At 45.0% G+C, this 21,604-nt stretch carries 19 protein-coding genes; 1 reads left to right on the forward strand and 18 read right to left on the reverse strand.

Translation table 11 applies throughout. The features are described 5' to 3' along the window. Window positions 1-75: 75 nt before the first annotated feature. From rnr to rpoN, 11 genes are all read right to left on the reverse strand, one after another. Window positions 76-2,403, reverse strand: a complete 2,328-nt coding sequence (gene rnr / locus ACE4RR_RS03475) for a ribonuclease R (protein WP_375534005.1) — start codon at window positions 2,401-2,403, stop codon at window positions 76-78. Between the two features lie 60 nt (window positions 2,404-2,463). After that, window positions 2,464-3,219, reverse strand: a complete 756-nt coding sequence (locus ACE4RR_RS03480) for an alpha/beta hydrolase (protein WP_375534006.1) — start codon at window positions 3,217-3,219, stop codon at window positions 2,464-2,466. Continuing rightward, window positions 3,200-3,985, reverse strand: a complete 786-nt coding sequence (locus tag ACE4RR_RS03485) for an alpha/beta hydrolase (RefSeq protein WP_375534007.1) — start codon at window positions 3,983-3,985, stop codon at window positions 3,200-3,202. Before ACE4RR_RS03485 ends, ACE4RR_RS03480 begins: the two co-directional genes overlap by 20 nt. 192 nt (window positions 3,986-4,177) lie before the next feature. Further along, on the reverse strand, window positions 4,178-4,408 hold the full coding sequence (gene secG / locus ACE4RR_RS03490; RefSeq protein ID WP_375534008.1) for a preprotein translocase subunit SecG: 231 nt from the start codon (window positions 4,406-4,408) through the stop codon (window positions 4,178-4,180). A 226-nt stretch (window positions 4,409-4,634) separates the two neighbouring features. Then, window positions 4,635-5,918, reverse strand: coding sequence for a phosphopyruvate hydratase (gene eno, locus ACE4RR_RS03495; protein ID WP_375534009.1), 1,284 nt, complete (start codon window positions 5,916-5,918; stop codon window positions 4,635-4,637). A gap of 33 nt (window positions 5,919-5,951) precedes the next feature. After that, window positions 5,952-7,487 carry a 2,3-bisphosphoglycerate-independent phosphoglycerate mutase gene (gpmI, locus tag ACE4RR_RS03500; protein ID WP_375534010.1) on the reverse strand — a complete coding sequence of 512 codons (1,536 nt, stop codon included), beginning with the start codon at window positions 7,485-7,487 and terminating at the stop codon, window positions 5,952-5,954. Further along, window positions 7,480-8,241, reverse strand: a complete 762-nt coding sequence (gene tpiA, locus ACE4RR_RS03505; protein ID WP_375534011.1) for a triose-phosphate isomerase — start codon at window positions 8,239-8,241, stop codon at window positions 7,480-7,482. The genes gpmI and tpiA overlap by 8 nt, the downstream gene beginning before the upstream one ends. Before the next feature lie 27 nt (window positions 8,242-8,268). Then, window positions 8,269-9,453, reverse strand: coding sequence for a phosphoglycerate kinase (locus ACE4RR_RS03510; RefSeq protein ID WP_375534012.1), 1,185 nt, complete (start codon window positions 9,451-9,453; stop codon window positions 8,269-8,271). 195 nt (window positions 9,454-9,648) lie between these two features. Next, entirely contained in the window at window positions 9,649-10,653 is a 1,005-nt protein-coding gene (gap, locus tag ACE4RR_RS03515) for a type I glyceraldehyde-3-phosphate dehydrogenase (protein WP_375534013.1), read from the reverse strand. A gap of 85 nt (window positions 10,654-10,738) precedes the next feature. Then, window positions 10,739-11,770, reverse strand: a complete 1,032-nt coding sequence (locus ACE4RR_RS03520; RefSeq protein ID WP_375534014.1) for a sugar-binding transcriptional regulator — start codon at window positions 11,768-11,770, stop codon at window positions 10,739-10,741. Window positions 11,771-12,231: 461 nt separating this feature from the next. Further along, window positions 12,232-13,587 carry an RNA polymerase factor sigma-54 gene (rpoN, locus tag ACE4RR_RS03525; protein ID WP_375534015.1) on the reverse strand — a complete coding sequence of 452 codons (1,356 nt, stop codon included), beginning with the start codon at window positions 13,585-13,587 and terminating at the stop codon, window positions 12,232-12,234. 438 nt (window positions 13,588-14,025) lie between these two features. Between rpoN and clpP the strand changes: the two genes are divergently transcribed. Next, window positions 14,026-14,604, forward strand: coding sequence for an ATP-dependent Clp endopeptidase proteolytic subunit ClpP (gene clpP / locus ACE4RR_RS03530; RefSeq protein WP_375534016.1), 579 nt, complete (start codon window positions 14,026-14,028; stop codon window positions 14,602-14,604). Between the two features lie 326 nt (window positions 14,605-14,930). On the opposite strand, the gene ACE4RR_RS03535 is transcribed toward clpP, so the two are convergent. The 7 genes from ACE4RR_RS03535 to ACE4RR_RS03565 all read right to left on the reverse strand — a co-directional run bounded on the left by ACE4RR_RS03535 (window position 14,931) and on the right by ACE4RR_RS03565 (window position 21,410). Beyond that, window positions 14,931-15,188 (reverse strand): HPr family phosphocarrier protein, encoded by a 258-nt coding sequence (locus ACE4RR_RS03535; protein ID WP_375534017.1) that lies wholly within the window; start codon window positions 15,186-15,188, stop codon window positions 14,931-14,933. A gap of 45 nt (window positions 15,189-15,233) precedes the next feature. Continuing rightward, window positions 15,234-16,196 (reverse strand): DNA-binding protein WhiA, encoded by a 963-nt coding sequence (gene whiA, locus ACE4RR_RS03540; RefSeq protein WP_375534018.1) that lies wholly within the window; start codon window positions 16,194-16,196, stop codon window positions 15,234-15,236. Between the two features lie 45 nt (window positions 16,197-16,241). Further along, a complete protein-coding gene (locus tag ACE4RR_RS03545; protein ID WP_375534019.1) occupies window positions 16,242-17,186 on the reverse strand; it encodes a gluconeogenesis factor YvcK family protein in 945 nt (314 codons plus the stop codon). After that, window positions 17,183-18,073, reverse strand: a complete 891-nt coding sequence (gene rapZ, locus ACE4RR_RS03550; RefSeq protein ID WP_375534020.1) for an RNase adapter RapZ — start codon at window positions 18,071-18,073, stop codon at window positions 17,183-17,185. Before rapZ ends, ACE4RR_RS03545 begins: the two co-directional genes overlap by 4 nt. Beyond that, entirely contained in the window at window positions 18,070-18,564 is a 495-nt protein-coding gene (locus ACE4RR_RS03555) for an NUDIX hydrolase (protein WP_375534021.1), read from the reverse strand. Before ACE4RR_RS03555 ends, rapZ begins: the two co-directional genes overlap by 4 nt. A gap of 682 nt (window positions 18,565-19,246) precedes the next feature. Further along, window positions 19,247-20,191 (reverse strand): thioredoxin-disulfide reductase, encoded by a 945-nt coding sequence (gene trxB / locus ACE4RR_RS03560; RefSeq protein WP_375534022.1) that lies wholly within the window; start codon window positions 20,189-20,191, stop codon window positions 19,247-19,249. 169 nt (window positions 20,192-20,360) lie between these two features. Next, complete coding sequence (locus ACE4RR_RS03565; RefSeq protein ID WP_375534023.1) at window positions 20,361-21,410, reverse strand: tetratricopeptide repeat protein; 1,050 nt, start codon at window positions 21,408-21,410, stop codon at window positions 20,361-20,363. Between the last annotated feature and the right edge of the window lie 194 nt (window positions 21,411-21,604).

The raw sequence follows: 21,604 nt of genomic DNA on the forward strand, positions 1-21,604 counted from the left end.
CGGAACAAGCGTCAATCCAGTTAATTATAACGGGCACAGCCCGAATCTTTTTACTGGACCCGGGCTTTTAAAAGCTTATTTTTTCTTTTTAGTACCTTTTCTTTTTGGAGCGTTCTCAAAAAATGGCTTTTTCTTTTTATTTTTCCTGCGCCCTTTTTGTCGGCCTTTTTTCGCTTTTGGTCCACTGTTATCCTCTGTAGAGGAAGCGTCTTTCTTACGCTTACCTCCTTCAATAACCGTCGGGCGGTCCTTCCGTTTTCTCGGCTTATTTTCCTTCATGCCGACAATCTCAAAATCAATGTCTGCTTCCTCCACATTGACTTTCAGGACTCGGACCTCGACTTGATCGCCAATACGGAAAATATTTCCTGTCCTCTCACCGATCAGTGCATACTGCTTTTCATCGAAATGATAATAATCGTCGGTGAGGTAACTGATATGAACCATGCCTTCAATTGTGTTTTCAAGTTCTACAAACAGGCCAAAATTTTTGGCCCCGCTTACAATGCCGGAAAACTCTTCTCCGATTTTGTCTTCCATGTACTGAGCTTTCTTCATTTCGTCGACTTCTCGTTCTGCGTCTACTGCACGCCGCTCCATTTCGGAGGCATGCCTTGTGATGTCGGGAAGGCTGTCCTTCCAATGTTTTTTCGTCTTGCTGTCCATATTTTTGTTCACAAGATATTCGCGGATAAGCCGGTGTACAATCAAATCGGGATAACGGCGGATCGGCGAAGTAAAGTGAGTATAAAAGTCAGCAGCAAGTCCGAAGTGGCCCACATTTTCCGGTTCATATTTTGCCTGTTTCATGGAGCGCAGCATGACCGTGCTGATCACCGCCTCTTCCGGCTCCCCTTTTACTTCTTCAAGTACTTGTTGAAGTGCGCGTGGATGAATGGTGTTCGCACTTCCCTTTACTACATATCCAAAGTTCGTAACGAATTCGAGAAAGTGTGATAGTTTTTCTTCATCGGGATCTTCATGAATCCGATACACAAACGGAACCTTCAGCCAGTGGAAGTGCTCTGCCACGGTTTCATTGGCACACAGCATAAACTCTTCAATCAGCCGTTCAGCAACAGATCGCTCCAGCAGAACGACATCTTCAGGTCTGCTTTCGTTATCCACTTTTACCTTAGCTTCCTTGAAATCAAAGTCAATCGCTCCCCGGCTGAAACGCTTATTGCGTAAAATTGCTGCCAGCTCTTCCATCTGTTCAAAAAATGGAACAAGCTCGCGATAACGATCTCTCGTTTCTTCGTCTTTTTCTTCTAAAATCAATCGTACGTCATTGTAAGTCATCCGTTCATTGGTACGGATCACGCTTTCAAATATATCATGGTCAACGACTTCACCGGCCGGTGTGATTTCCATTTCACAGGAAAGTGTAAGCCGGTCCACCTTTGGATTTAAGCTGCATATGCCGTTGGACAAACGATGAGGGATCATTGGAATAACGCGGTCGACTAGATACACACTTGTTCCACGTTCAAATGCTTCCTCGTCAATGGGAGAGCCTTCTGTTACATAGTAGCTGACATCAGCAATATGCACGCCAAGCTTATAATTGCCATTATCAAGCTTCTTTACATTGACCGCGTCGTCAAGGTCTTTCGCATCTGCCCCATCAATTGTGACGATGGTTTCTTCACGCAGGTCACGGCGGCGGGACGCTTCGGAAGCCTCGATTTCATCCGTAATCGCTTTAGCCTGTCCTATTGCTTCATCAGGGAAATCACCGGGAAGGCCGTGCTTATGAATTACACCTAAAATATCGACTCCAGGGTCATTTTTATGGCCGAGAATATGCACAACCATACCTTCCGCGCTGAAACGCCCCTCCGGATATTTGGTAATTTCTACAACGACTTTATGGCCGTCGACCGCTCCGTTTTCGGCTCTTTCCGGAATGAAAATATCGTTTGCAATGTGTTTGTCGTCAGCCTTCACGAAACCGTAGGAGCGGTTATCAGAGTAAGTTCCAACCACTCTTGTCGTTCCACGCTCCAAAATTCTTACAATTGCTCCCTCCGGCTTGGAACCGGACGATTTTTGATGGACTCGGACGAGTACAGTGTCCTTATTCATTGCGCCGTTGATCTCACTTGCCGGGACAAACACATCATCATAGCCTGTGTCCTCTGGCAGTATAAATGCAAAGCCGCGGGCATGACTCTGGACTTTCCCTTTTAATAGGTTCATTTTCTCCGGGAGTCCATAGCGGTTGCTGCGGGTTCGTACAATATCTCCATTTTCTTCCATTTCGTTTAAAGTTTTCATTAATAATTTCGTCTCTTCTGCCCCACCTAAGTCGAACGCTTCTTGAATTTCTTCGATCGACATCGGTTTGACAGCTTCTTCTTTCATATAAGTCAGCAGTTGTTGTTTTTGTTCTTGATCCAACTGTTTCAGCTCCTTTCTAAATATTATTGTTGAGTTCGTTAGATCGTTGTCTGCTTTTATCTAGTTATCTTTTCCCCAGGCAAGCTTTTCTAAAAACTGATAGATATTCTCATGCAGCTCCTGTTTTTCTTTTCCGAGAGTAATGACGTGCGGAGACTCCTCATACCATTGCAGCTTTTTCTCATCGGAAGAAATTTCATCACGAATAATTTCCGCGCTTTTCAACTCTACCATTTCATCCTTCTTTGCCTGGGCAATATATGCCGGAGCATATATCATATCCAGTGATTCCCGCACTTCTTCAATAAATTCATTGATAGAAGTAAGTGTATCTGAAGTGGTCCCCTTAAATGCTTCCATTTCCTTATCAATGTCTTCGTCACTTTTTTTCTCAAGCTGTTTGTATTCCTTTGCGTATTGAAGTACACCTTGATAAAGACGTTCTTTATTCTTAGACGTGGTCATCGGAGCGCACATCGGCACAATTCCTTTTACGTTGAACGTATAAGCTGCCTTCAGCGTCATAAGCCCCCCGAGAGAAAGGCCCGCCACCGCTATTTCTTCATAACCGTCATTTTTTAGTTTCTCTAAGCCTTTCTCTACGTCGTACCACCAGTCAGAAGGAGTTGTTTTCATCAATTCTTCTGGAGGCACCCCGTGTCCTTTATAAATCGGGGCATGACATGTATATCCCCGCTTTTGCAGAAATCGGCCGAGCATGCGCACATCTGCGGTCGTTCCGGTAAAGCCATGCAGCAGCAGAACAGCCCGTTCTCCTCCTTCAAATGTGAATGGCTCAGGTGGTACTACTTTCATGCTGCTTTCCCCTTTCCTCAAGAGAGCGGACAGCATCCGCTCCTATCTCTATACTTTTAAATATTTTCTTTGTTGTCAGCTTTTCCATAAAGATAAACTTTTCCACATCATCCAATACCTGCTCACGATTAATGCCATGGCATAATAGATGCTTCGACTGTTCATAAAAATACAGCTGTTTGACGGGAGCGCTGATTTCCTTAAATAAATATTCTGCGCTCCTTCTCGGTACCAGCCCGTCCTGAACCCCCTGCCCTATGAAAACCGGAACTTCTATTCTATTGATAAAAGGCTGGATTTCTCTGATAGCTTTATAAAATTCAGCGACAGCTTTAATGGGGGTCTTCATTTTATTACTAAAGATTGGATACCACGGGTGCTTTCTCATTTCTCCGCGTAGGCCAGATTCAATAATTTCTCCTGCATCTCTCATGAGCTGTCCCGGGGAAATGTATTGGGCGGCCGCACTAAGCAGAACAAGCCGCTCTACTGGATAACGGGCAGCAATATAAGCTGCAAGCATGCCTCCCATAGAAAATCCAATCACATATACTTTGTCGCAGTGTAAAAATAATTCTCTCGCCGCCAGATCCGCTTTGTAGATCCAGGCCTGGTGAGTTGCGCTGGTAATTTCCTCTCCATCATCATGACCCGGCAGTACCGGTGTATACACAAGCCAGCCCTTCCGTCTGCTGAGCCTGTTCGCAAGCGGTTCAACCTCCCATGGAGAACCTGTAAATCCGTGCAGACATAAACAGCCTATCATAGTTTGTCCTCATCCTTTTGTTTCGAGCGTCTGTTTATCTTCCGCTCCTGCCAGTAGTTATCTGTACCTTCTTCCCAATATACCCATAAATACCCGTCATAAGTCCTCTTTTTCCCATATGAAAAAAACAGCAAGAACAAGTCCTGCTGTTTTTACACTTCTTATACCTTTTAACTATTTTCTGATTCATTTCTATAAGAAATATGCCAGCAAAAGAGAGAAAACGAAAAATAACACGGATAATACAACGGTCGCACGGCTTAAAAATGCTTCTATGCCGCGTGCTTTCTGCTTGCCCATCAGCTGTTCCGCTCCGCCGGAAATAGCTCCAGACAGCCCGGCGCTGCGTCCGGATTGCAGCAGCACTACCGCGATTAGTGAAATTGAAGTAATAATTAACAGAACATATAATGCAGTTTCCAAAAAGATGACACCTCCACGTTCACATCACACTGCTTATAATCTATCACACGAAAGAGTGATTGGCAACACCACTATTTCTTCATCAGCAGATAGATAAAATACGGAGCGTCGATGAAAGCTGTCATGATACCTGCGGAGATGCCATCAGGGTCTGCTAGATTCCTCCATGCTGAATCTAAAAGTGCCGCAGGGTCTCCAATAACCCTGCGGCTTTCAATGTGTTCCATTATTTACGAAGGTTGTAAAATGCAGTCTTTCCTGGATAAACGCTTGTGCTCCCAAGCTCATCCTCGATCCGGATCAACTGATTGTATTTCGCGACACGGTCGGTGCGCGAAGGTGCCCCTGTCTTAATCTGGCCGGCATTCACCGCCACGGCGATGTCAGCAATCGTGGCGTCCTCTGTCTCGCCGGAACGGTGGGAAATAACCGCTGTATAGCCGGCGCGTTTTGCCATTTCAATTGCATCAAATGTCTCTGTCAGCGTACCTATTTGATTGACTTTGACGAGAATGGAGTTTCCAATCCCTTTCTCGATTCCTTCTGAAAGCTTGCTCGTATTCGTTACAAACAAATCGTCACCGACGAGCTGAACCTTATCGCCGATCGCATCCGTCAGCTTTTTCCAGCCGTCCCAGTCGTTTTCATCCAGGCCGTCCTCAATGGAAACGATCGGATACTTTTCAACGAGATCCTTGTAAAATTCAATCATTTCATCCGATGATTTAATTACACCTTCACCCTTGAGGTTGTACTTGCCGTCTTCATAAACTTCAGAGGAGGCAGCATCCATCGCGAGGAGGATTTCTTCTCCCGGCTTGTAGCCTGCCTTTTCAATCGCTTCAACAATCGTCTGGAGCGCTTCTTCATTTGAAGCAAGGTCGGGAGCAAAGCCTCCTTCGTCACCAACTGCCGTATTCAGACCGCGGTCTTTCAGTACTTTTTTCAGATTATGGAAGATCTCTGCTCCCATCTGAATCGCCTGTGGAAAATCCTTCGCTCCGACAGGCATTACCATAAATTCCTGAATGTCAACATTGTTATCGGCATGCTCGCCGCCATTTAAAATGTTCATCATCGGAACAGGAAGTGTTTTTGCATTAAAGCCGCCGAGGTATTCATAAAGCGGCACTCCAAGGTCATTGGCTGCTGCATGGGCGCATGCCATGGAAACACCAAGAATAGCGTTTGCCCCCAGCTTTCCTTTGTTTTCCGTTCCGTCAAGCTCAATCATCAGCTCGTCAATGCCGGCCTGGTCCGTGACTTCCATGCCAATGACCTCCGGTGCCACATCTTCATTGACGTGATCAACTGCTTTCGTCACGCCTTTTCCCATGAAACGATCCCCGCCATCGCGCAGCTCGACCGCTTCATATTCTCCGGTCGAAGCACCGCTTGGTACAAGAGCGCGTCCGAATGCACCGGTTTCTGTATAAATTTCAACCTCTACGGTAGGATTCCCGCGTGAATCAAGAACCTCACGTGCATAAACATCTGTAATCATGCTCATATTTCCAAACTCCTTTATACCTTAATTTTTTTGTTATTTTTTGATTAATGAAGTCCCCGTCATTTCTTCAGGCTTGTTAAGACCAAGCAGTTCAACAGCCGTTGGCGACAGGTCTGCAAGAATACCATCCTCACGAAGAGTAAGTCCTTCCTTAGTTACAATCACCGGCACTGGATTCGTTGTATGTGCCGTCATCGGCTTATTCTTAAGGGTAATAACTTCGTCTGCATTGCCGTGGTCTGCCGTAATAATGGCATGTCCGCCTTTTTCATTAAGAAGGTCTATAATTCTGCCAAGACACTCATCAACAGTTTCCACCGCTTTGATGGTGGCGTCCAGGTCACCGGAATGACCAACCATGTCAGGATTTGCAAAATTGAGGACAATAAAGTCCTGCGCTTCCGCTGTAATTTCTTTCAACAATTCCTCCGTCACTTCGAATGCACTCATTTCCGGCTGCAGATCGTACGTTGCCACCTTAGGCGAATCAATGAGTATTCGGCTTTCTCCGGGAAATTCCTTCTCCTGACCTCCGCTGAAAAAGAAAGTTACGTGCGGATACTTTTCCGTTTCAGCGATTCGAAGCTGTTTTAACCCGGCATCTGAGACGGCTTCCCCCATTGTATTTACTAAATTTTGTGGAGGATAGGCAACATCAGCGTTAACCGTATCGCTGTAATTTGTCATCGTCACATAATGAATATTTTTCGGATGGGCGCCGCCTTTGTCAAACCCGGAAAATTCTTCATTCGTAAACACTTGGGAAAGCTGAATCGCTCTGTCCGGACGGAAATTAAAGAAAATAACGGCATCATCATCACAGATCGTACCAACGGGCTCCCCGTTATCGTTGGTCATAACAGCTGGAACGAGAAATTCATCCCATATTTCTTCTGCATAGGAGTTCTCAATTCCTTCCTCTGCACTGTTAAACCGCGGCCCCTCTCCGTAAACAAGGGCGCGGTAGGATTTTTCCAGCCGGTCCCAGCGCTTGTCCCGGTCCATGGAATAATAACGTCCGTGCAGCGTCGCAAGCTCCCCGACGCCATCCTCTTCCATTTTCATCCGGAGCTGTTCTGCGTAAGCTTTTGCTGATTGCTGGCCGACATCCCTGCCGTCTAAAAAACCATGAACAAATACTTTTTCGAGGCCTTCTTTTTTGGCCAGATCGAGCAGAGCGAATAAGTGTTCAATGTGGCTGTGGACCCCGCCGTCAGATAGAAGGCCATACAAATGCAGCGCGCTGTTATTTTTTTTGGCGTGCTCCACTGCCCGCAGAAGTGCCTCATTTTTTTCAAATTTTTTCTCATGAATGTCTTTATTAATTCTTGTCAGACTCTGATATACGATGCGTCCAGCACCGATATTGAGATGGCCGACCTCGGAGTTGCCCATCTGCCCTTCCGGCAGACCGACAGCTTCTCCCGAGGCCTTCAGGGAAGTATGAGGATACTTCTTCCAATAGCGGTCGAAATTAGGCGTGTCAGCCTGTGCTACGGCATTACCTTTTTCTTCGTCCCGCAGTGCAAAGCCATCAAGTATAATCAGAGCTACTGGCGTTTTACTCATGCTTTCCCGCCTCCACGAGCTGAACAAAGGCATCTGTTTTCAGGCTGGCGCCGCCGACCAGCGCCCCGTCAATGTGCTCCTTTTTCAGGTAGCCGTCAATATTTTCCGGCTTGACGCTGCCGCCGTACTGAATACGCACTGCTTCAGCTGTATCAGTATCATACAGCTCTTCAATAACACTTCTCACCGTTCCGCAAGTTTCATTTGCATCCTCTGCAGACGATGATTTCCCCGTTCCGATCGCCCAGATCGGCTCATATGCTACTACTGTTTTTTTAACCTGGTCTGCGCTTAGTCCGGCTAGCCCTTTTTCTATCTGCTCACGCACCACTGATTCTGTTTCATTGCTTTGACGTTCTTCCAAAGTCTCGCCGCAGCACATAATAGGAGTGATTCCGTGTCTGAAGGCGGCGTGTAATTTTTGATTAACACTTTCATTTGTTTCATTAAACATTTCCCTGCGCTCTGAATGGCCGATAATGACATAAGGGATGTTAAGGTCTGCAAGCGCAGCCGGGCTGATTTCGCCGGTAAATGCACCATTATCCTCAAAATGCATCGTTTGAGCGCCGACATTTACATCACTTCCTGAGGAAGCATCGTTCATTTCCTTTAAAAATAGTGCAGGAGCGCAGACAACCGTTTCCACTTCGCTGGAAGCAGGTATGCTGTTCTTAATGGCAGAGACAAATTCTACTGCTTCACTATGCGTTTTGTTCATTTTCCAGTTTCCTGCAATAATCGCTTTTCTCATGAAATATTCCTCCTGTCTGAATCGTTATTATTTATTATCAAGTGCCGCTACGCCAGGAAGCTCTCTCCCTTCCATAAACTCGAGAGAAGCTCCGCCTCCCGTGGATATATGGTTCATTTGATCGGCATACCCGAACTTTTCCACTGCAGCAGCAGAGTCACCACCGCCAATGACAGAATACGTTTCTGATGCTTCTGCAAGCGCACTCGCTACACCTTTTGTCCCTTTTGCAAATGATTCAAGCTCGAAAACACCCATGGGTCCGTTCCAAATGACAAGTTTTGATTCCTGAATAACCTTCTTGTAATTTGCAATCGTCTCCGGTCCAATATCAAGAGCTTCCCAATCCGCAGGGATTTCTGTAATGCCTACAACCTTTTTGTCAGCCTGTTCACCGAAATCATCCGCTACCGTTACATCGACCGGCATGTGAAAATGGACGCCTTTGTCCTGCGCTTTCTGCATAAAGGTTTTGGCTGACTCGATTTTATCCTCTTCCAAAAGGGAATTGCCAATTTCATGGCCCTGAGCTTTGACAAAAGTGTAGGCAAGGCCCCCTCCGATGATAAGATTATCTACTTTATCGAGAAGGTTATCAATGACGCCGATTTTATCCTTAACCTTTGCGCCTCCAATAATGGCAGTAAATGGGCGTTTGGGATCAGACAATGCCTGCCCGAGCACGTCAAGCTCCTTCTGCATCAACAGTCCGGCTGCCGACGGCAGGTGACGTGCCACTCCTTCGGTAGAAGCGTGGGCACGGTGAGCAGCACCAAAAGCGTCATTAACGTAAATATCGGCTAAAGAAGCAATGTTTTTGGCGAGGTTCTCATCATTTTCCTCTTCCCCTTTTTCAAAACGAAGATTCTCTAAAAGCAGAATCTCTCCTTCATGGAGTGCCTCAGCAGCCTGCTTGGCCTGGTCTCCGTAAACTTCATCGACTTTCTTCACGTTGCTGTTCAGCAGCTCTCCGAGACGAACAGCCACCGGCCCAAGTCGAAGCTCTTCCACAATTTGTCCCTTGGGACGGCCGAGGTGGCTTGCGAGAATTACTTTGGCTCCCTGTTCAGTCAAATATTGAATGGTTGGGATGGCAGCACGGATTCGTGTGTCATCAGTCACGTTCCCATCCTCCATTGGAACATTGAAGTCAACCCTGCAAAAAACCGTTTTTCCTTTTACATCAAGATCATTAATTGATTTCTTGTTCATGAATCAGACCTCCTTTTTAGCTTCCATAACACGTTTCCCTTAGTTCGTCCTTCAGGAACATAAAATTTCACAGAAAAAACTTGGCAGTCCGTCAAATACAGGTGGCGAACGCTTCATTTTTTCTTAATAAGTATAAAAAAAGGGAAAAGAACGTCACTTCTTTTCCCGTGTGGTGCAGCAGTGCCCGCCCGCTGCTTATTGCTGGGCGGCCATATATTCAACGAGGTCTACGACACGGCTGGAATAACCAAACTCATTATCATACCAGGATATGACTTTCACCATATTATCTTCCATTATCATTGTGGAAAGAGCGTCGATGGTAGAAGAATTAGAATTACCATTGTAATCGCCGGATACAAGTGGCTCTTCGCTGTAGCCGAGTACTCCTTTCAATGGCCCGCCCGCTGCTTCTTTCAGTGCATTATTTACGTCATCTACTGTTACATCCTGCTTCAGCTCTGCAACGAGATCGACGAGAGACACGTTCGGTGTAGGAACACGCATAGCGCCTCCGTTCAGCTTGCCTTCCAATTCAGGCAGGACCAGTGCTACGGCTTTGGCAGCTCCCGTGGAAGTCGGGATAATGTTTTCAGCCGCTGCACGGGCACGGCGATAGTCGGAGTGAGGCAGGTCCAGTATCTGCTGATCATTCGTGTAAGAGTGTACAGTAGTCATCATTCCGCGGCGGATACCGAACTTGTCATTCAACACCTTTGCGAATGGTGCGAGGCAGTTTGTTGTGCAGGAAGCATTGGACACAACATCATGCTTGGATGGGTCATACGTGTTTTCGTTAACACCCATAACAAATGTACCGTCCACGCCCTTACCAGGGGCAGAAATAACAACTTTTTTCGCGCCGGCTTCCAAGTGCTTCGCAGCATCATCGCGGGAAGCGAAGCGGCCGGTAGATTCAATGACGATCTCAGCTCCGACTTTGTCCCAGCCGATTTCTGCTGGATTTTTTTCTGCAGTTACTCTGATTTCTTTGCCGCCTACTACTAGATTATCCCCATTCACGGAAACCTCTTCATCAAGCTTGCCGTGCACGGAATCATATCGAAGCAGGTGAGCCAGCATTTCAGCGTCTGTGAGATCATTGATTGCTACAACCTCTACATTGTCATTTTTAAGTGCTGCACGAAATACGACACGTCCAATTCTTCCAAACCCGTTAATTCCAATTTTCGTTGCCATGTTACATCTTCCTCCTTAAAATAATAAGAATTTATTTCTAACCTGCATCAATGGAAATCTGCCTGTTTAACTGTACATCCGGGGATTATTGCGGTATTTTATAGCCCAGCAGTGCGCGGGCCGCCCCTTCATCTGTAATGAGCAGATCACTCGGCCTGTATTTCATGTAAGCTGCGATTGCCTCTGCTTTAGAAGCACCGCCGGCTACCGTAAGAACCGTTTGTCTCTCTGTCAGGTCGTTTAATTGCAGTCCGATTGTTTTTTCCTTATGAACAATGGTGCCATCCCTGTCAAAATAATAACCGAAGGCTTCGGCGACAGCTGCTTTTTTTCCTAAGGAGCCAAGTGTCGCAGAGCTTGTTTCCCGGCGCTCTGCCATCGTTGCAGCGTCCCCGATACCGTGTATAACAAGCTTCGACTGTCGTAAAAGCTGCACTAACTCTTTGATTCCCGGCTCGTGGATGAGCGATTCTCTTGCTTCTTCGCTGAGCTGATCCGGAACATGCAGCAGCTTATAGTGGGCATGTGCTTTAGTGGCCATCGTGGAGCTGATAGTGCTTGACTGGATTTCCACTTTTTCACCCAGCCCCCCGCGGGCAGGCAAAAACATGACATCCTGAAAATTTGGGTGCGGCTGCATCATTTCAGCTACTGCTGCTAAAGTAGTCCCTCCCGCCACGGCTATAATATCCGATGGCGAAATTCTATTTTTCATCAGCTGGACACAGGCACGCCCTAATTCTTTCTTTACCCAGACATAATGATCACTATTCCCGGAAACGATAATAACCTGGCCGATCTGAAGTGCGGCAGCAGTTTCTTTCTCGAGATCAGAGAGACCGAATGCAGATTTCATTGCCTCCTCGAGTCCTTCGAGCAGCGACTCGCCTTCATCAGTCAGTGTCATCCCGGCTGGATGGATTTCAACGAGACTCTGATTTTTTAAAAACGTTACTTCCCCCCGCAGAATCCGCTCCGAAATATTTAGGCTTGCCGACAATGTCCGGCGCCCGACAGGCTGCATTAAGCGGAGATATTGTAAAATTCTATACCGTTTTCCCATCACTTCAAGAACATCTGGCAGCAGTTTCTTTTGCAGTTCCAATAGGTCTCTCATATGTAATAAACCAGCGCCTTTCTTGAAGATTTTGATGGATATGGACTTTTTTTGTCCCACATAGACATTTTTAGTCCCGCTTACGGTAAAAAAAATCAGTTGGTATTCATATCATGTTCACTTTCATAGTAACAAGATTATTATATAGTGACAAGTAAAAAATCTAAAACATACAAAAGAATCTGAAAACAACCGCCTGAAGACCTGAACAGAGGGACAGCGTGATTTCCATCGGGCAACGAGAGGACAGCAGATCCGCTATTACTGTAATATCAGGAGATTTAGCATACTTTTATGCCGATAACGGAACGAGTGTCCGGAGAAATGCTGTCCGCCCCGCCTGTTCAAAAAGTGACTCTTATATTTGCTCTTCTGTTGTGCCCCAGACCGCAATTTTTGTATAAAATAATAAGCAGCACCAGCTGCATTTAAAACATACAGCTGGTGAGTAGAATTGGTATTTATACATATCTTTTTCTTTTGGAGGACGAGGAAATATGAAGCTCGCCTCTATATTTTGCAATTGCTCGTCTAGAAATCGAAATCCCATGCTCTGATTTGATGTGATCCGCAATCTTTTGATCTGAAAACGGTTTACTTTTGTCTTCTCCCTCTACGAGCTTTTTCATCATTGATTTAATAACTGCTGTCGACGTCTGTTCCCCTTCTCCATTGTTCATGCCGGAAGAAAAGAAGTATTTCAGTTCAAATAAGCCCTGCGGTGTCTGAACGTATTTTTTGGTAGTAGTGCGCGAGACCGTCGATTCATGAACATCTGCTTCTTCCGCGATCTCACGTAACGTAAGTGGTTTTAATGCAGATGGACCTTCCGTAAAAAAAGCACGCTGATGGTTTAGAATCGCTTCAGTGATCGCCCGGAGCGTATGCTGGCGCTGATCAATACTTTTCAGGAGCCAGACAAGCTGTTTGTATTTGCGCTTGGCATATTCCGTAGCTTCTCCTTCTTCGTTTTTCTCAAGTAAATGCCGGTATTGGCGGTTCAGTCGTATTTTGGGAAGGCTGTCATCACTCAGCACAACGACAAAATCACTGCCGTCATGCTCAATATGGACATCGGGCAGCAGATGGCCGGGGTGTCCTCCTCCAAAGGCTGCTCCTGGGTGCGGATGCAGCTCCTGAATAAGATCATGCGCATTTTGAATTTCTTCGAGCGTGATATCCAGCTTTTTTGCAAGCTGCGTCCATTTGCGCTCTGCAAGCTCTTCGAGGTGTTCACGTATGATCGTTTCCGCTAAAGGAAAGCTCGGTGTTTTTCTTTCAAGCTGCAGCAGCAGGCATTCCTGCAGAGATCTTGCCCCCACTCCAGCGGGTTCCAGTGATTGCAGCGTTTTGATCCAGCCCTCATATTCATTTCTCGTCACAGAAAAACGAACGGCCATTTCTTCAAATGTTCCTTCTAAATATCCGTTGTCTCCGACATTGCTGACGAGATATAACAGCATTTTCATATCTTTTTTTGAAATATCAAGAAATCTTATTTGCTGAATTAAATAGTCAGTCAGGGAATCCTCCGTATCAATAAGTCTGTCAAAAGGCGACTGCTGCTCCTGCTCCTCTTTTTCCTGAAATTCCGGGGACTCATCGTTCCACATCACCGGCATGTCGTACCTTGGTTCTTCTTTTAATGGAGAAGTCGCTTCCTGAATGTCGATTAAAGGATTTTCAAGCGCCTGTTCTTCAATATATTCGGACAGCTCCAGCGTTGAAAGCTGTAATAGTGAAATTGCCTGTCGCAGTTCCTGCGTCATGACGAGCTTCATCGTTTGTTGTTGAAACAATCCCATCTCTAAATTCACAGCGCTTCCTCCTCTCTGTGTTGTAAGCGCTTACTACACGCTATTATATCATATGTGTCCTTTTGTGGAAGATGTCATTTTGTATCAATACTATTACTATTGTAACGCAATGTAAGGCCTTAATGTTCGAATATTCTATTAAATGATGGCAGAAAACCTGACGGCTCCTTACAAGTTTGAACAATTCGAAAAAAGGTTATGATAGAGGCAGGGTTTATGAACAGCTTGGCGAAAACTTATAACTACTGTCCGAGCAATAATATGGGTTATGACAGCCGGGGACGATAAAATGATATTTTTTCTCCCTGCCTTTTTATTTGACCATTATTGACCATTGGAGTATGATAAAAATATCAGCTAAGATACTTAGTGGCTGCTTTGCTGACCAGCCATAAAAAATCAAAATAAAGTATGATATGACAGGAGGATGAATTGGATATGAACTTAATACCAACAGTTATTGAACAGACAAATCGGGGCGAGCGCGCGTATGATATTTACTCCCGCCTTCTCAAGGACAGAATCATTATGCTCGGGTCAGGCATCGATGACAATATTTCCAACTCTATTGTAGCTCAGCTTCTTTTCCTGGCAGCCGATGATCCGGAAAAAGATATTTCCTTATACATTAACAGTCCGGGCGGATCTATTACTTCAGGTATGGCGATTTATGATACGATGCAGCACATTAAACCAAAAGTCTCTACTATTTGTGTAGGTATGGCTGCTTCCATGGGAGCCTTTCTTTTAACCGCCGGAGAGCCTGGTAAGCGATTCGCACTGCCGAACAGTGAAGTAATGATTCACCAGCCGCTGGGCGGAACGCAGGGGCAGGCTTCAGACATTGAAATTCATGCACGCCGCATTATTCAAATGCGCGAGAAGCTGAACAAAATTCTTGCAGAACGTACCGGCCAGCCGCTGGAGGTAATCGAACGCGACACAGACCGTGATAACTTCATGAGTGCTGAGGACTCCAAGAAATACGGCTTGATTGATGAAGTATTATATAAGTAATAGTTTACCGCTGCGACAGCTGTCGCAGCGGTTTTTTAGTGATCATTCCTGGTACCTTCGAATATATTGAGCAGCAGGCAGTTACAGCTGTTTCTCCGGCCACATGTTCCGCAACAGTATGGTATTAAGATTTTGCCGGACACAGGTTCCAATATTGGCATTTTTGAGATTAATCAAATAACGGATCTCCTCTCCGGCTACAGCAATGACGCCGAAAAAGAACCACCCGGCCAACATATTATTTCAGGAAAATCATCCAGATAACATTCCGGGGACCGTGCTGCACAAAAAGCCCCGGCAGCTGAATGGCGCCGGAGCTTTTTGCGTTATTCTTCTTTTGCAACAAAAGCCGTAAGTGCCTCTGACGCTTCTTTTTCATCATTGCCGTCGACAATTAAATGGATCGTTTCACCGGTACGCACAGCAAGGCTCATCATACCCATAATACTTTTGGCATTAACTTTTTTTCCGCCTTTTTCAATAATTACGTCCGAATTAAAACGATTGGCTTCTTGCACAAACAATGCAGCTGGTCTTGCCTGCAGGCCCGTTTTTAATTTTACTTCGGCTGTTTTTTCTATCAATCGTATCTCCTCCATTCTCTATAGCAAAAGTTATCATTCTTTTGTTTACGCTTTCTCATATGAAATCGTTTCTCCATTCCGAATTTTTTTCGCTAATTCGTCAATTTTTCGGAGGCGGTGATTGACACCGGATTTACTCACGGGCCCGCTCGGGATTATCTCTCCGAGCTCCTTCAGCGTCACATCCTGATGCTTAACGCGCATTTCTGCAATTTCGCGGATTTTGTCGGGCAGGTTTTCAAGACCAATTTCCTCGTCCACCAGTTCAATGTTTTCAATCTGCCTTAAAGCGGCACCTACTGTTTTATTTAAATTGGCAGTCTCACAGTTCACCAGTCGGTTGACCGAATTTCTCATATCCTTCATGATTCTTACATCTTCAAAATACAGCAGCGCTTGATGAGCACCAATTACATTCAAAAATTCTGAGATTCTTTCACTTTCTTTAATATAAAGTATAAACCCTTTTTTTCTTTCTAAACTTTTTGAAGCTAGATGAAATTCATTCAATAGTCCTCGCAGGGCTATGTTATGCTCTTCATATAAGGAAAATATTTCCAAATGGTATGAGGAAGTGTCCGGATGATTGATAGACCCTCCTGCGAGAAAAGCTCCTCGTAGGTAAGCCCGTTTGCAGCATGTGTCACTGATAATCGCAGGAGAAATGAACCGGATAAATTGAAACCCATCCTGCATGATATTCAGTTCACTTAATAGCTCCTTCGCTTTTTCCTTCATCCTCACCATGTAGACGTTGTTTTTTTTCAGCCGCATTTTTTTTCGGACGAAAAGCTCAACAGAAATGCCGGGGAATACTCTTTTAATAAGGGTATATATTCGTCGGGCAATCGCTGCGTTTTCTGTTGAAACATCCAACTGAAGCTGCCCGTTTCCAAATGATATGGAGCCATTCATTCTGATCAGGGCGGCAAGCTCGGCTTTTGCGCAGCAATCATCCGATTCAAGCTGGGTTAACTCCTTTTTAGTCATAGCTGCAAAAGATGACATGGTTCCTTCACCGCCTTCTTCCTTCCATGTCTGTATCAGCAGAAATTATAATTCTGTAAGTAATGCCTGCGAAACCTTTAGAGCATCGTGCCTCAGGATTGCTCCCTTTCGAAGCATAAATTCATCCTGTACTATTCTGCAGCCAAGGGTACGGATTCGATCTTCATCACATTCGACCGGCTCCGCATGCTCTTCTGCATAGTTTTTGATAATATCCTCAGGAATATGACCATTATTAACAAATACCGTTTCCATCAGTCTGCCGCCAGTATGAGTATTGATGGCAGCAATATGATCAGAGACTGTGAATCCGTCTGTTTCTCCGGGTTGAGTCATCACATTGCATATATATATTTTACGTGCATCAGCAGCTTGAATTGCTTCTGAAATGCCGGGAACAAGCAGATTTGGAAGAATGCTCGTATACAAGCTTCCCGGACCGAGCACGATCAAGTCCGCTTCCTGAATTGCTTCTAAGCTTTCTGGCAGCGGTTCCACCGCTTTCGGCGTTAAAAATACTTTTTTAATAACCTTCATTGATTTTGGAATAGTGGATTCACCAGAAACTACTGATCCATCGGTCATTTCTGCATGAAGCTCGATGCTTTGATTAGAGGCAGGAAATACTTTTCCCCTCACATTTAGTACAGTACTAAGCTCACTGATGCCTCTCGCAAAGTCTCCTGTAATGGAGGTCATACCGGCCAGGAGAAGATTTCCGAGTGAATGGCCTGTGAGACCATGCCCATTTTCAAAGCGGTGCTGAAATAATTGTTCAATCATCGGTTCTACTTCAGCCAGAGCAATTAGTACATTTCTTACATCACCGGGGGGCGGGATGTTCAATTCCTTGCGCAGACGGCCGGAGCTTCCTCCATCATCTGCCACCGTTACAATCGCCGTGATGTCCACAGGGAAATTTTTCAATCCGCGTAAAAGTACTGAAAGTCCGGTACCTCCGCCTATTACTACAATTTTAGATTTTTTCACGACGGCAGCCCTTTACTTTTCTTAATATCACGGTGGCTCGTGCTGACGGAATATTCACCAATGTACTTTTCAGCAAGATATTCGGTCAAGGTAACAGATCGGTGTTTTCCCCCTGTACAACCGATCGCTATAATAAGCTGGCTTTTGCCCTCCCGTTTATACTGTGGAAGCATAAAAGTGAGCAGATCATGCAGTTTGGCAATAAACTCTTTTGTTTCTGTCCATTTTAGCACATAGGAAGACACATCCTCCTCCAGCCCTGTTTTTGGCTGAAGATGTTCAATATAATGCGGGTTTGGCAGAAATCGCACATCAAACACTAGATCCGCATCAATTGGTATGCCATATTTAAATCCAAAAGACATAATGTTGACCGAAAAAGCATCCTTGCGGTAGCCGGAATAATACTGAATAATCCGTTCGCGCAGCTCTTTCGGCTTCATATCACTAGTATCTATGATCTGACGAGCCCTTCCTTTTAAATCCTCTAGAATACGGCGTTCATCATGTATTCCTTCCAGAGGAGCTTCCTCTGCAGCCAGCGGATGGGAGCGTCTCGTCTCTTTGTAACGTCGAACGAGAACATTATCTCTCGCGTCCAGAAATAAAATATGTGTTGTTAAATTTGTTTTCGAGCTTAATTTATCTACAGATTCAAATAAGTGATCAAAAAATTCCCGTCCGCGCAGGTCAATGACAAGCGCTACTTTATTCATTTTCCCACCAGAGGTTTCAATCAACTCAATAAAAGTAGATATTAACGCCGGAGGAAGGTTATCCACACAATAATAGCCAAGATCTTCAAAGCTTTGTACGGCTACTGTTTTTCCTGCTCCTGACATGCCGGTTATGATAACAAGCTGAATCTCTTCATTTCCCTGTTTCATTTTCGATCCATCCCTTCTTCATCGGAAGCTTCATCGGCTTGAAAGGAAGCGTCAAGCAATTTGTAATCCGGGGTGTACCGGAACGTACCATAAAGCACCTTATCCATGTTACCGAGCACATGCTGAAAAATATGTTTGTCTCCAGGTGCCATATCCAGCGCTGGAACGTTTGCTTTTTTCTGCCAGGCAAGATTCCCCTCCGGTGATTTTTCCCGCAGCAAGCCTTCCCAGGTTGAAGCAGCAAAGGTAAACATCATCCATTCAGAAACGATAATATCATTCTCTATTATAAGAAACGTGAAAATTCCGCGAATATGCGGATTTTTTACGATCAGTCCAGTTTCTTCCCAAAATTCCCGGACTACCGCCTCACGAACAGATTCTCCCTGCTCCATTTTTCCACCGGGAGCCACCCACCAGTTGCGGCTTGGCTTTTGGAGAAGCAGGACGCTGCCGCCGTCCTCCAGCACACAATTCGTCACTCGCTGCATGCTCATCACCTCACATTACCTATTATTATACTATTTGTGACGGTTGTCTCTCAATTTATTTTAACTATTTATGATCTTAAATTAAGAAAAAGCGGGTAAAACCCGGAGGCCACTTAAAAAGTTCTTTCTAATCTGAAAGAGCTGTTAACGTTTGTTGTGGTTTCTCACGAATCGTTTATCGCTCATCGTGGAATCAACAAAGATAAAACGAAAAAGAGTGATTTTCTTTGATTTATAAAAGAAAGTCACTCTTTTTTTGTACAATGACAGTAATACATAAAAGGGAGGGGTTCGATGGTAGAGCGTCCATTATCCATGCATGTAAGCCAGTACGAAGGACTATACGATATAGTGGTCCTTCATCTCCATAAATATAAAACACCATATTCTCCAGATAGAAACTATGGTGATTATACTTAGAAAAAAAACGGAAGGCGGCGACGTCGGGATCAGCGAAGTCTGAAAATCCATTCTGACGAGGCTTCGCTGAGACTGAATTAGTTGAAGATAAGCCCCGCGGAAAGCGTGAGCCTAAATTTACATATTTTAAACAAAAAAATGACACAGACGAAGTGTCTGTGCCGTCTAACATTATATAAAAGGGGGTCAATTACTAATCTTATTATACCCCTAATTGTGTTTCATAAGTGTTACAAACGAATTAAATCAGATTAACGTTTCATTATGCCTGCACGGCATTTTTTAGTTCTTCAACATAATGCTGGGCTGTCTGCGCTGCAAGTGAACCATCCCCTGTGGCGGTAACTATCTGGCGCAGAGATTTCTCGCGGAGGTCTCCGGCTGCAAAGATTCCAGGAACAGCCGTCTCCATTTCTTCATTTGTTTCAATATAGCCTTCTTCGTTAAGAATACCGAGGTTTTTTACGGATGCATTCAGCGGAAGCATCCCGATATATATAAAGGCGCCTTCTGTTTTGAATTCATAGTCCTCGCCTTTTTTCAGGTCGGTCAGTGTTACGCTGCCGACTTTGCCGTTTTCTTCATTTATTTCTTTCACGACATGGCTCCATTTAAAATCAATTTTGTCGTTGACAAAGGCACGCTGCTGTAAAATCTTCTGGGCACGCAGATCGTCACGGCGGTGAATAATAGTTACCTTATTTGCAAAGCGGGTCAGATAGACGGCTTCCTCTACAGCAGAGTCGCCTCCACCGACAACGACGATTTCTTTTCCCCTAAAAAATGCACCGTCACAAACGGCACAGTAGGAAACACCCCGGCCGCCGAGTTCTTTTTCTCCAGGTACGCCAAGATGCTTATACTCCGCTCCAGTGGCTACAATGACAGCACGGGCTTTGTATTCTTTTCCGCCGGCATGCACTGTTTTGTATTCTTTCCCGTCCACGATTTCTTTCACATCGCCGTAAGCATACTCAGCACCGAATTTACGGGCGTGCTCAAACATTTTATTTGAAAGATCTGGACCTAAAATATGGTCAAATCCAGGGTAGTTTTCTACGTCCTCTGTGTTAGCCATCTGGCCGCCGGGAACCCCTCTTTCAAGCATCAGTGTGTCCATTTCTGCGCGTGACGTATACACAGCAGCAGTCATGCCGGCCGGTCCAGCTCCAGCTATAATTACATCGTAAATTTTGTCCTCAGACATAACGATTCACTCCTATTCTCTTCATCGTATGGTCCCCTTGGAATGGCAGAGCCATTCTTATATTAGCGTTTAATTATATCCTCGACTATATCATAGAGAAGGACTTGAGCTCTGTCTACTATTCTGCTCATCAGCCCCGAAGACTTTTATTTTCATGCGGTTCTGCTGGTTACATACGATGGAAGGACGACGCCTCGTATATGACATCGCTTGAAGTCAGCAGTCCGTGTTCAAATTTATCAATCAGAAGAGCTGCCCCTCTGTGGCCTGCTTTTTTCGCAAACTGCCACCACTTGACTGCTTCCTTCGGCCGGTTTGTCTGATAAGAAGACACCCCATATTGGAAATAGAAATTTCCATCATCCGTGATAAAGCGCTGGGAAAACATCCGAAAGAAACGGTGGGCATCTTCATATTCACGGACCCGGCAGAGCGTTGCAGCTACCCGGTATAAATGATCTCTGTCCATAGGTACCGTGTTTTTTAGGGTGGCAGCTGCAGCCTTTGCTTCCTGTTCATGCCCCATATCATTATAAAATACAGCCATTTGGCAGACAGCAGGAAGGTACTGAATTTCCATGAGCAGATCCTTCGTGTAGGCAAGCGCTTCTTCCGTCTGTCCTTTTAAATAGAGAACCTGTGCAAGCTGACTGTACGCAGGCCAGTATGATGGATAATCAGTAATAATATCCTCGAGCAGTGCTTCTGCTTCTGTATATTTCTTTTCTTCTATTTTACGTGCGGCTTTTTCATAGGTGAGAATTAATTCATCTTCAGTATCTGAATGCTCCAGCTCGCTTTCATCCTCCCGGTCTATGCCGAGAAGATCGAGCAGATCCTTTGCATCCGCAGTGAATTCGCCTTCCGGAGAATAGTGAAGATACATAACTGCCGCTTCGTGAGCTTTATCAAAAAGCCCTTGATAAGCATAATTATTGGCGAGAAAAAAGTAACATTCGTACATCGTCTCGTCAAGCTCGTCAAGAACATGATGAAGCAGGTCATTCGACATATCATACTCAGACATGTCCGCGTAAACTGCAGCAAGCTGGCATTGAAACACGCCCTGTTCCGGGTTAATTTCAATGGCACGTCGTAAATATTTTACAGAGCGTTGAAATTCTTTTTTTTGGTAAGCCAGCACGCCCCGTTTGAAAAAATATTCACTATTCTGCAGAAAAGGAATAACCTGCCCTTTATTATTAGTTGTTGTATTCATGAAAATCCTTTCCTTCCATAAGTGACCCCGTTTGCAATAGTGCAAGTATATCATCAAGTTAAGCGTAAAAAAAGCTGTCCCTCCTGTAAATTTCCTGAAGGAACAGCTTTGTAAACATTGACTGTCATGAATAAGCCGTATTTATGCATAACAATGAATTTTGTCTATATTGCAACACTTTACATAATATACGA

It is taken from the genome of Alteribacillus sp. HJP-4 (genome assembly GCF_042139015.1).
Taxonomy (GTDB): domain Bacteria; phylum Bacillota; class Bacilli; order Bacillales; family Marinococcaceae; genus JBHIKY01.

What these genes read in the sequence shown, in the direction of transcription:
- ACE4RR_RS03510 (WP_375534012.1), bottom strand. Translation starts at nt 9,453, where the DNA reads ATGAACAAGAAATCAATTAATGATCTTGATGTAAAAGGAAAAACGGTT.
- whiA (WP_375534018.1), bottom strand. Translation starts at nt 16,196, where the DNA reads ATGTCATCTTTTGCAGCTATGACTAAAAAGGAGTTAACCCAGCTTGAA.
- ACE4RR_RS03520 (WP_375534014.1), bottom strand. Translation starts at nt 11,770, where the DNA reads ATGAGAGACCTATTGGAACTGCAAAAGAAACTGCTGCCAGATGTTCTT.
- trxB (WP_375534022.1), bottom strand. Translation starts at nt 20,191, where the DNA reads ATGTCTGAGGACAAAATTTACGATGTAATTATAGCTGGAGCTGGACCG.
- ACE4RR_RS03555 (WP_375534021.1), bottom strand. Translation starts at nt 18,564, where the DNA reads ATGCAGCGAGTGACGAATTGTGTGCTGGAGGACGGCGGCAGCGTCCTG.
- gpmI (WP_375534010.1), bottom strand. Translation starts at nt 7,487, where the DNA reads ATGAGTAAAACGCCAGTAGCTCTGATTATACTTGATGGCTTTGCACTG.
- ACE4RR_RS03485 (WP_375534007.1), bottom strand. Translation starts at nt 3,985, where the DNA reads ATGATAGGCTGTTTATGTCTGCACGGATTTACAGGTTCTCCATGGGAG.
- gap (WP_375534013.1), bottom strand. Translation starts at nt 10,653, where the DNA reads ATGGCAACGAAAATTGGAATTAACGGGTTTGGAAGAATTGGACGTGTC.
- rapZ (WP_375534020.1), bottom strand. Translation starts at nt 18,073, where the DNA reads ATGAAACAGGGAAATGAAGAGATTCAGCTTGTTATCATAACCGGCATG.
- clpP (WP_375534016.1), top strand. Translation starts at nt 14,026, where the DNA reads ATGAACTTAATACCAACAGTTATTGAACAGACAAATCGGGGCGAGCGC.
- ACE4RR_RS03565 (WP_375534023.1), bottom strand. Translation starts at nt 21,410, where the DNA reads ATGAATACAACAACTAATAATAAAGGGCAGGTTATTCCTTTTCTGCAG.
- tpiA (WP_375534011.1), bottom strand. Translation starts at nt 8,241, where the DNA reads ATGAGAAAAGCGATTATTGCAGGAAACTGGAAAATGAACAAAACGCAT.
- eno (WP_375534009.1), bottom strand. Translation starts at nt 5,918, where the DNA reads ATGAGCATGATTACAGATGTTTATGCACGTGAGGTTCTTGATTCACGC.
- ACE4RR_RS03480 (WP_375534006.1), bottom strand. Translation starts at nt 3,219, where the DNA reads ATGAAAGTAGTACCACCTGAGCCATTCACATTTGAAGGAGGAGAACGG.